Source organism: Roseomonas sp. TF40 (genome assembly GCF_057219975.1).
The window spans coordinates 45,434-58,895 of record NZ_JBXVVR010000006.1; the positions used below are offsets into that span (position 1 = coordinate 45,434).

The window sequence follows — 13,462 nt, forward strand, 5'->3', positions numbered from 1 at the left end:
CCTTGATTTCCCACTCCAGCCCAGGTATTCCCATTTCATCCCAGCCGGGACCCAGCTCAGGGGAGCTTTCATCGGGTCCGGGCACGGGGTGGTCGGGCTGGTCGGCGGGGTCGGGGGGCCTCGTCGACCGCTGATCCCGGGCAACGACGAACAGGTGGCAGGGGGCGTCGGCGGCAGGGATGAGCGAGTTCGTCGGCACAATTCCCGGGAAGGTCGACAGCAAGAACCGCATCCTGATTCCGGCCGATTTCCGCCCCGAAGGCCGCGGCGCCGCCGAGCAGATCGCCTTCCGCCTGTCCTACCAGCGCCCCTGCATCGAGGCGCAGTCCCGCGCCGCCTTCGACCAGCTCCGCGCCGCCATCGCCCGCATGCCGCTGCTCTCCGAGGAGCGCGACGAGATGGAAAGCGCCATCATCGCCGAGACCCACCTCATCCGCCCCGACGCCGAGAGCCGCGTCATCCTGCCGCCCGAGATGATGCGCGAGGCCGGCTTCGCCCCCGGCACCGAACTCGCCCTGGTCGGCAAGGGCGACCGCTTCGAGATCTGGGCCCGCACCGCCTGGGACGCGCAGCGCGCCGCCGTGCGCAAGAGCGTGCGCGAACGCGGCCTGACGCTGCCGGTGGTGCCGAATCCGAGCGGCGTGGCATGAGCGGTCACATCCCCGTCATGCTGGAGGAAGTGCTGGCGACGCTGCAGCCACGCCCCGGTGCGGTCTACCTCGACGCCACCTTCGGCGGTGGCGGCTATGCGGCCGCCATCCTGGCCGCGGCCGATTGCACGCTCTGGGCGCTCGACCGCGACCCGGATGCGATCGCGCGGGGCGCCGCACTCGCGGCAGCCCATCCCGGCCGTCTGCACCTGCTCCAGGCCTGTTTCGGCGACATGCTCGAAGTGCTCGGCCAGCACGGGGTCAGCGCGCTCGACGGCGTGGTGATGGATCTCGGCGTCTCCTCCTTCCAGATCGACCAGGCGGAGCGCGGCTTCTCCTTCCGTACCGAGGGCCCGCTCGACATGCGCATGGGCCGCGAAGGCCCCTCCGCCGCCGATCTCGTGAACACGCTGCCGGAGGGCGAGCTGGCCCGGATCCTGGCCGATTTCGGCGAGGAACGGCACGCCCGCCGTGTCGCCCGCGCCATCCTGCGCGAGCGCGCCGTGGCTCCCATCACCACCACCGGGCGGCTCGCCTCCATCATCCGCTCGGCCGTGCCGCGCGACCCTTCGGGCATCGATGGCGCGACGCGCAGCTTCCAGGGCCTGCGCATCGCGGTGAACGACGAGCTGGGCGAGATCGAGCGCGGCCTTGCCGCCGCGCAGGCGCTGCTCGCCCCGGGCGGTCGGCTCGTGGTCGTGTCCTTCCACTCGCTGGAGGACCGGATCGTGAAGCGCCACATGGCGGCGGCCAGCGGGCGCGCCGGCGCGGCCTCGCGCCACGACCCGGCCTCGCTGATGCCGCGCGCCACGCCCGATTTCGCGCTGCTGACCACCCGCGCGCTGCGCCCGGGCGAGGCCGAGACCGCCGCCAACCCCCGCGCCCGCTCCGCCCGGCTGCGCGCGATGATGCGCCTCGACCCCGGCGCGCAGATGGGAGCGGCCGCATGATCCGCCCCTTCCCCACCATCTGCTTCCTCGGCGCCGCCATCGCCGGCGCCTGGCTCTACCAGGTGAAGCACCAGGTCTCGACCTATGACCGCGAGCTGCGCGAGATCCGTCGCCAGACCGAGCAGGCGCGCGACCGCACCGCCATCCTGCGCGCCGAATGGGCGCTGCTGAACGAGCCCGACCGCCTGCGCCAGGTCGCCACCCGCCACCTGCCGCTGGAGCCGATGCAGCCGCAGCACTTCACCAGGCTGGCCGAGATGGAACGCCGCCTGCCCGCCGCCGTGGCCTTCGCCGGCGCACCCAACATCCTGGCACCGCTGGACCCGCCCCGTGGCGCGGCGCCCACCATGCTGGCCGCCGCTCAGGTGCCCGCCCCGGCCACGCCCCCGGCCAGCGCCGCCGGTCGCACCGCCCCGGGCAGCACGGCCCCTGCCGCCACGGCCGCGCGCACCCCGCCCGACCCGCGCGCGCCCGAGGCACCGGCGCCGCAGGCCCTCGCCGCCGCGGTGGCCGAGCAGCGCGCCGGGCGCCCGGCCAATCCGTTGCCCGCCATGCCGGCCCGCCCGGCCCCGCTGCGTGACGCGCCGCGGCCCGAACCCGCCGTCGCGCGCACCGCCCCGCCCGCGCCGCAGCCTGCCCCGGCGCCGCCGCCGCAGCCGGTGCGAAGCCGCCCCGCCCCGGCCGCAGAGCCGCCGGTCATGACCGCGCGCGCGCCGAGCCCCCCGGCCAACGTGGCCTCTGCCCAGGTCACCTCCGCCCTTGGCATGTCCACGAGCAGCCTCGGCCGGCCGATGCTGGCCCCGCCCGTGCCCTTCTCGGCGGCCCAGGCCGCAACACCTGCCGGGTCGGGCCGATGAGCCTCGACCCGCCCGCCCCGGACGCCGCGCCGGCCGGTCGGCCGCTGGGCTTCTCCGCCCCGCCCGGTCAGGTCATGCGCGTCACCCAGCCCGAAGTGGCGCGCCGCGCCGTGCTGGCGCGCACCCGCACGCGGCTGGTCATCGCCGCCGCCGGCTTCGGCGTGCTCTTCGGCGCCGTCGCGCTGCGCCTTGCCCATGCCACGCTGATCTCCCCGGCCGAGCCGCGCCGCCTGGCAGCCATGACGCGCAGCACCGGCCCGGCTGCCGAGCACCTGCCGGCGCGCGGGCCGATCGTGGACCGCAACGGGGAGGTGCTGGCCGTCACCCTGCCGGTCACCGCGCTGTTCGCGAATCCCTCCGAGATCCAGGACCCGGCCGGTGCCGCGCGGCGCCTGCATGGCGTGCTGCCGCAACTGGACATCGAGCGCGTGACGGCGCGCCTGACCGGCGAGCGGCAATTCGCCTACATCGCCCGCGCGCTGACCCCGCGCGAGCAGCAGGCGGTGAATTCGCTCGGCATTCCGGGCCTCTATTTCCAGCAGGCCGAGCGGCGGGTCTATCCGCAGGGCCGCGCGGCGGCGCATCTGCTGGGCGGCGTCGATGTCGACGGCAACGGCACGGCGGGGCTCGAGCGCTACTACGATGAGCGCCTGCGCCTGCGCCGCGGCGATGCGCTGCGCATCGCCATCGATGTGCGCGTGCAACTCGCGCTGCGCGATGCGGTGACGCGCGCCATCGCCGAGTTCAACGGCATCGGCGGCGCGGGCATCCTGATGGATGTGCAGACCGGCGAGGTGGTGGGCATGGTGAGCCTGCCCGATTTCGACCTCGCCGAACCCGTCCGCCGCGACGACCGCCCCCTGTCGCGCGAGGAGCAGGGCAACAACCCGCGCTTCAACCGCGCCACGGTGGGCGTCTACGAACCCGGCTCGACCTTCAAGCTGTTCACCGCGGCGATGGCGCTGGAACTCGGCACGGCGAATATCTGGAGCGGCTACGACGCCTCGCGGCCCATCCGCATCGGCCGTTTCACGATCAATGATTTCCGCGGCCGCAACCGCTGGCTGGCGATGCCCGAGATCCTGGCGCATTCCTCCAACATCGCCTCGGCGCACATGGCCGCGGCGGTCGGGCCGCAGCGGCACCGCGAATTCATGGTGCGCCTGAACATGGGCTCGCGGCTGGCCATCGAACTGCCCGAGACCGCCCTGCCGCTGATCCCCCGCGCGCAGGATTGGCGCGAGATCAACACGCTGACGGTCGGCTTCGGCCACGGCATCTCGGTCACGCCGCTGCATGTGGCCAATGGCGTGGCGGCGCTGGTCAATGGCGGCATCCTGCGCGATCCCACGCTGCTCGCCCGCGCGCCGGGCGAGACGGTGGAAGGCACGCGCGTGATCAGCGAGCAGACCTCCGCCACCATGCGCCGGATGATGCGCCTCGTCGTCACCGACGGCTCCGGGCGCGGGGCGGACGTGCCGGGCTATTTCGTCGGCGGCAAGACCGGCACGGCGCAGAAGACCGGCCCGCGCGGCGGCTACCTGGAGAACAAGCGCATCGCCGCCTTCGTCGGCGCCTTCCCGATGAACGCGCCGCGCTACGCGATGTATGTGATGGTGGACGAGCCCAAGCCGAATGCCCGCAGCCAGGGCTACGCCACGGCCGGATGGGTGGCCGCGCCGGCGGCGGGGATGGTGGTGCGCCATGTCGCCCCCATCCTCGGCATGGCGCCCGAGACCGAGCGGATGGCCGAGATCCAGGCTTCCATCGCCATCCCGATGCAGCCTTCCCGCCCGGCGCGCCCGCCCGCCACCCCGCCTGCGCGCGGCGTGCCGACCGCAGCACCCGCCCCCGGAACGCAGGCGCCCACGCCGGCCCGCCCCGCGCAGGCGCTCTCGCCCGCCGCGCAGCGGGAGGCGAGCCTTGCCCCGCGATGAGCAGCCCCCGATGCAGCGCCTGGCCGACCTTCTCCACGCCCTGCCCGACCTGCCCCCGCCCGCGGATGCGGGTGGTGCGGGGCTCGTCACCGGCCTGACCGCCGACAGCCGGGCCGTGCGCCCCGGCTTCCTTTTCGCCGCCCTGCCCGGCACGCGCGCCGATGGCCGCGCCTTCATCACGGAGGCCGTGGGCAAGGGCGCGGTCGCCGTCCTCGCCCCCCAGAGCACCGTCTGGCCCGAAGGCACGAAGCGCGTGCCGCTGATCGAGGCCGCCGATCCGCGAGCCACCCTCGCCCGCCTCGCCGCCGCCTTCCATGGCGCGCAGCCCGCCGTCGCCGTGGCGGTCACGGGCACCAACGGCAAGACCAGCACGGTCGATTTCCTGCGCCAGATGTGGTCGCTGGCCGGGGTTCGCGCCGCCTCGCTCGGCACGCTGGGCCTGGTGGCGGAAGGCTTCCCGCCCGGCGCCTCGCTGACCACGCCCGATCCGGTCGCGCTGCATGCGCAGCTTGCCGCCCTGGCGCGGGGCGGGATCACCGCCGTGGCGCTGGAGGCCTCCTCCCACGGGCTCGACCAGCGGCGGCTGGAGGGTCTGCGCCTGACGGCGGCGGGCTTCACCAACCTCACCCGCGACCACCTCGACTACCATGGCAGCCTCGAGGCCTATCGCGCCGCCAAGCTGCGGCTCTTCGACACGCTGCTGCCGCCCGGCGGCACCGCCGTGGTCAATGCGGACATGGAGGCCGCCACGCTGGAGGCGCTGCGCGGCATCGCCAGCCGCGGCCTGCGCCTGGTCAGCGTGGGCGAGGCCGGCGAGGAGGTGCGCCTGATCGCCCAGACGCCGCGCGCCGAGGGCCAGGAGCTGGAGGTGATGCTCTTCGGTGCGCGCCAGCAGATCCGCCTGCGCCTGCCCGGCCGCTTCCAGGCGGATAATGTGCTGATGGCCGCGGCACTCGGCATCGTCACCGGCCTGCCCGAGGCGCGCGTGCTCGCCGCCCTGCCGCAGCTGGCCGGCGTGCGCGGGCGGATGGAGCGCGCGGCGGTGCTGCCCAATGGCGCGGCCGTCTATGTCGACTACGCGCATACGCCCGATGCGCTGGAACGCCTGCTGCTGGCCCTGCGCCCGCATGTCGCGCCGGGGGCGCGGCTGGTGGTGCTGTTCGGCGCGGGGGGCGACCGCGACCCGGGCAAGCGCCCGCTGATGGGCGCGGCCGCCGCGCGCCATGCCGACCTTGTGTGGGTGACGGACGACAATCCGCGCAGCGAGAACCCCGCCGCGATCCGCGCCGCCGTGCTGGCCGGCTGCCCCCAGGGCGGCAAGTCCGGGCGGGATGGCGGGGTGCGCGAGGCCGCGATCGCCGCCGCGCTCGATGACCTCGGCCCCGGCGACGTGCTGGCCGTGGCCGGCAAGGGGCATGAGAGCGGCCAGACCATCGGCAATGAGACCCTGCCCTTCGACGACGTCGCCGTGGTGCGCGCGCTGGTCGAGGGCGCGCAGAGCGAGGACAGCCTGGCGTGAGCGTGCTCTGGACCTCGGCTGAGCTGCGTGCCGCGACGGGCGGGACGGTGCCGGATGGCGTGGCGGTCACCGGCGTGTCGATCGACAGCCGCTCGGTGGCGCCGGGCGACCTGTTCGTGGCCTTGCGCGACCAGCGCGACGGGCATGATTTCGTCGCCGCCGCGCTCGCCGCCGGGGCGGCCTGCGCCCTGGTGGATCGCGACCTGCCGGCGGGGCCGCTGCTGCGGGTGGGCGATACGCTGGCCGGGCTCGGCGCGCTCGGCGTGGCCGGGCGGGCCCGCAGCGCGGCGCGGGTGGTGGGGGTGACGGGCAGCGTCGGCAAGACGACGACGAAGGAGATGCTGCGCGCCCTGCTCGGCGCCCTCGGGCCGACCCATGCGGCGGTGGCGAGCTACAACAATCATTGGGGCGTGCCGCTGACGCTCGCGCGCATGCCGCGCGAGGCGACCCATGCCGTGATCGAGATCGGCATGAATCATCCGGGCGAGATCGCGCCGCTGGCGCGCATGGCCGCGCCGCATGTGGCGATCATCACCGCCATCGAGGCCGCGCATATCGGGCATATGGGCAGCCTGGAGGCCATCGCGCGCGAGAAGGCCGACATCCTCACCGGGCTGCTGCCCGGCGGCGTGGCCGTGCTGCCGGCGGAGAGCCCCTTCCTGCCGATCCTGCGGGCGGCCGCGGGCGCGGCGCGCGTGCTGACCTTCGGCGCGGGCGGCGATGTGGCGGCCACGCGCATCGAGGCCGATGCCGAGGGCAGCGACATCACCGCGCGCATCGCCGGGCGCGAGATCGCGTTCCGGCTCGGCACGCCCGGCCTGCACATGGCGCGCAATGCGCTGGCCGCGCTGGCCGCGGTGCAGGCGTTGGGCGCGGATGTCGCGCGCGTGGCCGGGCAACTCGCTCAGTTCCGCGCCCTGCCCGGCCGCGGCGACCGGCGAGAGATCGCCACCGCCGATGGCGGCACGGCGCTGCTGCTGGATGAGGCCTATAACGGCCAGCCGCCCTCGATGCGGGCCGCCCTCGCGCTGCTCAGGCTGCTGCCGGCGCGCCGGCGCGTGGCGGTGCTCGGCCAGATGGGCGAACTCGGCGATTTCGCCATCGACGAACATGCGGCCCTCGCGCCGCACATCGCGCAATCCGCCGACCTCGTCTTCGCCTGCGGGCCGCTGATGCGCCATGCGCTGGAGGCCCTGCCGGCCGCGCGCATCGGCGCCTGGGCGGAGAATTCCGCCGCCCTCGCCCCCCTCGTCGTGGCCGCGCTGCGCGATGGCGATGCCGTTCTCGTCAAGGGCAGCCTGGCCACGGGGATGAAGACCGTGGTGCAGGCGCTGACCGCCAGCCGTTCCGGAAGTTCCCTTTCATGATCTACAATCTCCTCGCACCGCTGGCGGAGGAATTCTTCCTCTTCAACCTGGTGCGCTACACCACCTTCCGCGCCGGCGCCGCCTGCATGACGGCGCTGTTCGTGGCGCTGTTCCTTGGCCCGACCATCATCCGCTACCTGCGCGCCACGCAGAATGGCGGCCAGCCGATCCGCGAGGACGGCCCGCAGAGCCACCTGCTGACCAAGAAGGGCACGCCGACCATGGGGGGCGTGCTGATCCTGCTCTCGCTCAGCGTCTCGACCCTGCTCTGGGCGGATCTGCGCAACGGCTATGTCTGGGCGGTGCTGCTGGTGACGCTGGGCTATGGCGCGCTCGGCTTCGCCGATGACTGGCTGAAGGTGACCAAGCGCAACACCAAGGGTGTGTCCGGCCGGCACAAGCTGATCGCGCAGGCCAGCATCGGCCTGCTCGCCGCGATCTGGATCACCTGGCTGATGCCCGATGCGCTGGACGACAAGCTGGCGCTGCCGGTCTTCAAGGAGGTGCTGATCCCCTTCGGCTTCCTGTTCCCGCTGCTGGCGATGTTCGTGATGATGGGTTCCTCCAACGCGGTGAACCTGACCGATGGTCTCGATGGCCTCGCCATCGTGCCGGTGATGATCGCCGCGGGTGTCTTCGCGCTGATCGCCTACCTGGTCGGCAACCGAATCTTCGCGGACTACCTGCAACTGCACGCCGTGCCCGGCGCGGGCGAGTTGGCGGTCTTCTGCTCGGCGCTGATCGGTGCCTCGCTGGGCTTCCTGTGGTTCAACGCCCCGCCGGCGGCGGTGTTCATGGGCGACACGGGCTCGCTCGCGCTGGGCGGCGCGCTGGGCGCGGTGGCGGTGGCGACGAAGCATGAGATCGTGCTCGCCATCGTCGGCGGGCTCTTCGTGGTGGAGACGCTCTCCGTCATCATCCAGGTCTTCTGGTTCAAGCGCACGGGGCAGCGCGTGTTCCTGATGGCGCCGCTGCACCATCACTTCGAGAAGAAGGGCTGGGCCGAGCCCACCATCGTGATCCGCTTCTGGATCATCGCGATGGTGCTGGCGCTGATCGGCCTCAGCACGTTGAAGATCCGGTGAACGCCTTCACCCCCTTCTCGGGCCAGCGCATCGCCGTGGTGGGCCTCGGCCGCGCCGGGCTGCCGGCCGCGCAGCGCCTGGCCGCCTGGGGGGCGGAGGTCACGAGCTGGGATGATGGCGCGGCCCAGCGCGCGGCGGCCGAACAGGCCGGGCTGGCGCTGCGCGACCTCCGGGCCGGCGATTTCCGCTTCGACGCCCTGCTGCTCTCCCCGGGCATCCCCCACACCTACCCCGCGCCGCACCCGATCGCCGCGCGCGCCCAGGAGGCCGGCGTGCCGATCCTCTGCGACGTGGAATTCCTGTTCCGCGCCGTGCGCGCGGCGGGCAGTGCCGCGCGCTTCATCGGCATCACCGGCACCAACGGGAAGTCCACCACCACGGCGCTGACGCACCATCTGCTGACCCGCGCGGGGCGCGTCTCGGAGGTCGGCGGCAACCTCGGGCCGGCGGCGCTGGGTCTCAACATGTTGGGGGTCGAGGGGTCCTACACCCTCGAAATGTCGTCCTACAGCTTGGAGCGAATCGCGACGGTCGGCTTCAACATCGGGGTGATGTTGAACCTGAGCCCCGATCACCTCGACCGCCATGGAAGCATGGCCGGCTATGCTGCTGCGAAGACGAATATCTTCGCGCGGCAGGTGTCGGGTGACGTCGCGGTGCTGGGTCAGGACGATGATTTGTCCACAGGCATGGCCGGCGCCATCACGGCGAAGCTGGTGCCGATTTCGGGCCTGAAGCCGGTGCCGGGTGGCATCTGGGCGGAGGGGCGCAGCCTGCGCGACGCAGCGGGCGAGATCGCCGATCTGCGCAGCGCGCGCGCCCTGCCCGGCAGCCACAATGCCCAGAACGCCGCCGCCGCCACGGCGATCGCCCTCGCCTGCGGGCTGAGCCGGGCCGAGATCGCCGCCGGCATCGCCGATTTCGCCGGCCTGCCGCACCGCCAGGAGCATGTCGGCAGCCTCCGGGGCGTGGCCTTCGTCAATGACAGCAAGGCCACCAACGCCGACAGCACGGCGCGCGCGCTGGCCAGCTATGACCGCGTGGTCTGGATCGCGGGCGGCATGGCCAAGGAAGGCGGCATCGAGCCCCTCGCCCCCTTCTTCCCGCGCATCGCCCGCGCGCTGCTGATCGGCCGCGACGCGCCGATCCTGGCCGCGACACTCGCCGCCGCTGGCGTGCCCCATGCCGTGGTCGGCACGCTGGAGAACGCCGTGGCGGAAGCCGCCGCCGGGGGCGAGGCGCCGGTGGTGCTGCTCTCGCCGGCCTGTGCCTCCTTCGACCAGTTCAGCGGGTTCGACGCGCGCGGCGATCGCTTCCGGGCGCTCGTCCAGGCGCTTTGCGATGTCGGGAGGGCCGCATGATCGCCGTCTCACGCGCCGACAATTCCACGCTGGGCCGCTGGTGGTGGACCATCGACCGCTGGACGCTCGGCGCGCTGCTGACGCTGATCGGCTTCGGCTACATCATGATGCTCGCGGCCTCGCCGGCCGTGGCGGAGCGCATCGGCGCCTCCTCGCGCAACATGTTCTTCATCAAGCAGATCGCCTATCTGGCGATGGCGGCGATGATCATGGTCGTCGTCTCGATGCTCAGTGCGAAGCAGGTGCGTCTCCTCGCCTGGCTCGGCCTGATCGGCGCGGTGACCCTGGTGGCGGCGACGCTGCTGGTGGGCGTGGAGATCAAGGGTGCGCGACGCTGGCTGAGCGTGCCGGGCATCGGCTCGCTCCAGCCTTCGGAATTCCTCAAGCCCTGCTTCGCCGTGGTCGCGGCGTGGCTCATCGCCGAGGGCAAGATCGCGCGCCGGCATGGTGCGACGGTGCTCGCCATCGCCATATTCGCGGTGATCGCCGGCCTGCTGAAGTTCCAGCCGGACATCGGGATGCTGTTCGTCGTCTCCGTCGTGCTGTTCGCGCAGATCTTCACCGCCGGCATCAACCTGTTCGTGATCGGCGCCGCAGGCGCGCTGGGCGTCGGCGCTGCCGCCGTGATCTACATCACGCGCCCGCATGTGCAGGACCGCGTCGCGGCATTCTTCAACCCGGTCTGCAACGACCGGGAGAACTTCCAGATCTGCACGGCGATGGAAGCCTTCGGTCATGGCGGGCTGCTCGGTCGCGGCCCCGGTGAGGGGCGCATCAAGAACGTGCTGCCGGATGCCCATGCCGATTTCGTCTTCGCCGTGGCCGGCGAGGAATTCGGCCTTGTCGTCTGCCTGGTGATCCTCGCGCTGTTCGCCTTCATCGTGCTGCGCGGCATGGTGCGCCTGATGGGTGAGAACGACCTGTTCACGGTGCTTGCCGCCACCGGACTGCTGACCCAGTTCGGCGTGCAGGCCTTCGTCAACATGGCCTCCACGCTGGCCCTCATCCCGACCAAGGGCATGACGCTGCCCTTCGTCAGCTATGGCGGCAGTTCCGTGCTGGCCATCGCGCTCGGCATGGGGATGCTGCTCGCGCTTACGCGCCGACGGCTCTCGCGTGCCGAGGAAGCGCGATGAGAGGCCCGAGCGTGCGCCCCATCGTCATCGCCGCCGGCGGCACCGGCGGGCATCTCTTCCCCGCCGAGGCCCTGGCGGCGGAGCTGATCGCGCGCGGCGAACGGATCGCGCTGATGACCGATGCGCGTTCCGCCGCCTTCGAGAGCCCGGCCTTCGCCAATGCCGAGCGCTTCGTGCTGCGCGGCGCCGGCCTCGCCGGGCGCGGGGTGAAGCAGGCGATCTCGGGCGCGATCGCCCTGGCCTCCGGCACCATCACGGCGCGGCGGCTGCTGGGGCGGCTCGACGCCGCGGCGGTGATCGGCTTCGGCGGCTATCCTTCGGTGCCGCCGCTGCTCGCCGCGCGGATGATGCCCGCCGCGACGCGCCCGGCCACCGCGCTGCATGAGCAGAACGCCGTGCTGGGCCGGGCCAACCGGATGCTGGCGCGCGGGGTGGATCTGCTCGCGCTCTCGGTGCCGGAGACGGCGCGCGTGCCCTCGGGTGCCGTGGTGGAGCTGGTGGGCAACCCGGTGCGCCCGGCGCTGGCCGCACTCGCCGGGCAGGATTACGCCGCGCCGACGCCGGAGGGCGTGGTGCGGCTGCTGGTGCTGGGCGGCAGCCTCGGCGCGCGGGTCTTCGCCGATGTCGTGCCTGCTGCCGTGGCGCTGCTGCCCGAAGGGCTGCGCGGGCGGCTGGTGGTGACGCAGCAGACGCGCGCGGAGGATCTGCCGCGGGTCGAGACCGCCTATCGCGAGGCCGGCGTGCCCGCCGAGCTCTCGCCCTTCTTCGGCGACATGGCGACAAGGCTGTCGCTGGCGCATCTCGTCATCGCCCGCGCCGGTGCCTCGACGGTCGCCGAGCTTGGCTGCGCCGGGCGGCCGGCGATCCTGGTGCCGCTGCCGAGCGCCATCGACGACCACCAGACCTGCAATGCCCGTGCCTCCGACGTCTCGGGCGCGGCCTGGCTGATGCCCCAGCCGGCCTTCACGGCGGAGGCGCTGGCCAAGCACCTCACGGCCATCCTCGGCAACCCGCCCGTGCTGGCGCGGGCGGCGGCGGCGGCGGCGAAGCTCGCGCGCCCCGACGCGGCACGGCGCCTCGCGGACCTCGTGCAATCCCTCGTCGCGCGGAGCGACGCCCCAAGACTCGCGCGCAGCGCAGTTCCGGAGCTTCGCTGATGCGCGCGCTGCCGCTTTCCATCGGGCCCATCCATTTCGTCGGCATCGGCGGCATCGGCATGTCCGGCATCGCCGAGGTGCTGCACAACCTCGGCTACACGGTGCAGGGCAGCGACGTGGCGGAGGGAGCCAATGTGGCGCGGCTGCGCGCGGCAGGCATCCCGGTGATGGTGGGCCACGACGCCGCCAATCTGGGTGCGGCGCAGGTGGTGGTGGTCTCCACCGCGGTGAAGCGCGACAACCCCGAGGTGCAGGCGGCGCGCGCGCGGCTCATCCCCGTGGTGCGCCGCGCCGAGATGCTGGCCGAGCTGATGCGCCTGAAATGGGCGGTCGCCATCGGCGGCACGCATGGCAAGACCACGACGACGAGCCTCGTCGCCTGCGTGCTCGAGGCCGCGAAGCTCGACCCCACCGTCATCAATGGCGGCATCATCAACGCCTATGGCACCAACACGCGCCTCGGCGCGGGCGACTGGATGGTGGTCGAGGCGGATGAGAGCGATGGCAGCTTCCTGAAGCTGCCCGCCGTCGTCGCCGTGGTGACCAACATGGATCCGGAGCATCTGGACCATTGGGGCACGGAAGAGGCGATGAAGGAGGGCTACGCCCAGTTCGTCGGCAACATCCCCTTCTACGGCTTCGCCGTGCTCTGCGCCGACCATCCCGAGGTGCAGGCGATGATCCCGCGCCTGTCGGACCGGCGCATCATCACCTATGGCTTCTCGCCCCAGGCCGATGTGCGCGCCGAGAAGCTGATCACGGACCGCATGGGGGCGACCTTCGAGGTCGCGGTGCGCGACCGTGCGACGGGACGCAGCCGCACGCTCAAGCCGATGCGCCTGCCCATGCTCGGCAGCCACAATGTGCAGAACGCGCTGGCCGCCATCGCCATCGGCATCGAGATGGACATCGACGAGGCCACGCTGCGCACCGCGCTGCTCGGCTTCAAGGGCGTGAAGCGCCGCTTCACCCGCACCGGCGAGGCCGGCGGCATCACGGTGATCGACGATTACGGTCACCACCCGGTCGAGATCGCCGCCGTGCTGAAGGCCGCACGCCAGGCCGGGGCGCGCGACGTGGTGGCGGTGGTGCAGCCGCATCGCTACACGCGCCTCGCCTCGCTCTTCGAGGATTTCTGCACCTGCATGAACGATGCGGGGACGGTGATCGTCGCCGATGTCTACGCGGCCGGCGAGGCGCCGATGCCGGGCTATGATCGTGATGCGCTGGTCGAGGGCCTGCGCGCGCGTGGGCATCGCTCGGTCGTGCCGCTGCCGGGGCCCGACAGCCTGGCCGAAATGGTCAACGCCATCGCGAAGCCGGGCGACTATGTGGTCTGCCTCGGCGCCGGGACCATCACCAACTGGGCGCATGCCCTGCCCGAGCAGCTGCTCGCGCTGCAATCGCGCGTCCGGCCGCGGGTTGTGGGGGCGGGGAAGTGAG

At 72.8% G+C, this 13,462-nt stretch carries 11 protein-coding genes; all 11 read left to right on the forward strand.

Going from position 1 to position 13,462, the window contains the following annotated elements; genetic code table 11:
• The first annotated feature begins 179 nt into the window (after positions 1-179).
• Genes AC2D9U_RS17055 through murC form a run of 11 tightly spaced genes read left to right on the forward strand, consistent with a single transcriptional unit; the run spans position 180 to position 13,461 of the window.
• Positions 180-650: a division/cell wall cluster transcriptional repressor MraZ gene (locus AC2D9U_RS17055; RefSeq protein WP_484751271.1), complete on the forward strand. Its 471-nt coding sequence runs from the start codon at positions 180-182 to the stop codon at positions 648-650.
• Positions 647-1,600, forward strand: a complete 954-nt coding sequence (rsmH, locus tag AC2D9U_RS17060; RefSeq protein ID WP_484751273.1) for a 16S rRNA (cytosine(1402)-N(4))-methyltransferase RsmH — start codon at positions 647-649, stop codon at positions 1,598-1,600. Before AC2D9U_RS17055 ends, rsmH begins: the two co-directional genes overlap by 4 nt.
• Positions 1,597-2,457 carry a cell division protein FtsL gene (gene ftsL / locus AC2D9U_RS17065; RefSeq protein ID WP_484751276.1) on the forward strand — a complete coding sequence of 287 codons (861 nt, stop codon included), beginning with the start codon at positions 1,597-1,599 and terminating at the stop codon, positions 2,455-2,457. Before rsmH ends, ftsL begins: the two co-directional genes overlap by 4 nt.
• Positions 2,454-4,394 (forward strand): peptidoglycan D,D-transpeptidase FtsI family protein, encoded by a 1,941-nt coding sequence (locus tag AC2D9U_RS17070; RefSeq protein WP_484751278.1) that lies wholly within the window; start codon positions 2,454-2,456, stop codon positions 4,392-4,394. Before ftsL ends, AC2D9U_RS17070 begins: the two co-directional genes overlap by 4 nt.
• 10 nt (positions 4,395-4,404) lie before the next feature.
• Positions 4,405-5,913, forward strand: coding sequence for a UDP-N-acetylmuramoyl-L-alanyl-D-glutamate--2,6-diaminopimelate ligase (locus AC2D9U_RS17075; RefSeq protein ID WP_484751280.1), 1,509 nt, complete (start codon positions 4,405-4,407; stop codon positions 5,911-5,913).
• Positions 5,910-7,280 carry a UDP-N-acetylmuramoyl-tripeptide--D-alanyl-D-alanine ligase gene (locus tag AC2D9U_RS17080; RefSeq protein ID WP_484751281.1) on the forward strand — a complete coding sequence of 457 codons (1,371 nt, stop codon included), beginning with the start codon at positions 5,910-5,912 and terminating at the stop codon, positions 7,278-7,280. Before AC2D9U_RS17075 ends, AC2D9U_RS17080 begins: the two co-directional genes overlap by 4 nt.
• Positions 7,277-8,365, forward strand: a complete 1,089-nt coding sequence (gene mraY / locus AC2D9U_RS17085) for a phospho-N-acetylmuramoyl-pentapeptide-transferase (protein ID WP_484751283.1) — start codon at positions 7,277-7,279, stop codon at positions 8,363-8,365. The genes AC2D9U_RS17080 and mraY overlap by 4 nt, the downstream gene beginning before the upstream one ends.
• Positions 8,362-9,726, forward strand: a complete 1,365-nt coding sequence (gene murD, locus AC2D9U_RS17090; RefSeq protein ID WP_484751284.1) for a UDP-N-acetylmuramoyl-L-alanine--D-glutamate ligase — start codon at positions 8,362-8,364, stop codon at positions 9,724-9,726. The genes mraY and murD overlap by 4 nt, the downstream gene beginning before the upstream one ends.
• Positions 9,723-10,862, forward strand: a complete 1,140-nt coding sequence (locus AC2D9U_RS17095) for an FtsW/RodA/SpoVE family cell cycle protein (RefSeq protein ID WP_484751286.1) — start codon at positions 9,723-9,725, stop codon at positions 10,860-10,862. The genes murD and AC2D9U_RS17095 overlap by 4 nt, the downstream gene beginning before the upstream one ends.
• Positions 10,859-12,019, forward strand: coding sequence for an undecaprenyldiphospho-muramoylpentapeptide beta-N-acetylglucosaminyltransferase (gene murG, locus AC2D9U_RS17100; protein ID WP_484751288.1), 1,161 nt, complete (start codon positions 10,859-10,861; stop codon positions 12,017-12,019). Before AC2D9U_RS17095 ends, murG begins: the two co-directional genes overlap by 4 nt.
• A complete protein-coding gene (gene murC, locus AC2D9U_RS17105; RefSeq protein ID WP_484751290.1) occupies positions 12,019-13,461 on the forward strand; it encodes a UDP-N-acetylmuramate--L-alanine ligase in 1,443 nt (480 codons plus the stop codon). Before murG ends, murC begins: the two co-directional genes overlap by 1 nt.
• Position 13,462 lies beyond the last annotated feature (1 nt).

Excerpts from the sequence above, each read along its gene's own strand:
- AC2D9U_RS17055 (WP_484751271.1), top strand. The coding sequence starts at position 180 with ATGAGCGAGTTCGTCGGCACAATTCCCGGGAAGGTCGACAGCAAGAAC.
- rsmH (WP_484751273.1), top strand. The coding sequence starts at position 647 with ATGAGCGGTCACATCCCCGTCATGCTGGAGGAAGTGCTGGCGACGCTG.
- ftsL (WP_484751276.1), top strand. The coding sequence starts at position 1,597 with ATGATCCGCCCCTTCCCCACCATCTGCTTCCTCGGCGCCGCCATCGCC.
- AC2D9U_RS17070 (WP_484751278.1), top strand. The coding sequence starts at position 2,454 with ATGAGCCTCGACCCGCCCGCCCCGGACGCCGCGCCGGCCGGTCGGCCG.
- AC2D9U_RS17075 (WP_484751280.1), top strand. The coding sequence starts at position 4,405 with ATGCAGCGCCTGGCCGACCTTCTCCACGCCCTGCCCGACCTGCCCCCG.
- mraY (WP_484751283.1), top strand. The coding sequence starts at position 7,277 with ATGATCTACAATCTCCTCGCACCGCTGGCGGAGGAATTCTTCCTCTTC.
- AC2D9U_RS17095 (WP_484751286.1), top strand. The coding sequence starts at position 9,723 with ATGATCGCCGTCTCACGCGCCGACAATTCCACGCTGGGCCGCTGGTGG.
- murG (WP_484751288.1), top strand. The coding sequence starts at position 10,859 with ATGAGAGGCCCGAGCGTGCGCCCCATCGTCATCGCCGCCGGCGGCACC.
- murC (WP_484751290.1), top strand. The coding sequence starts at position 12,019 with ATGCGCGCGCTGCCGCTTTCCATCGGGCCCATCCATTTCGTCGGCATC.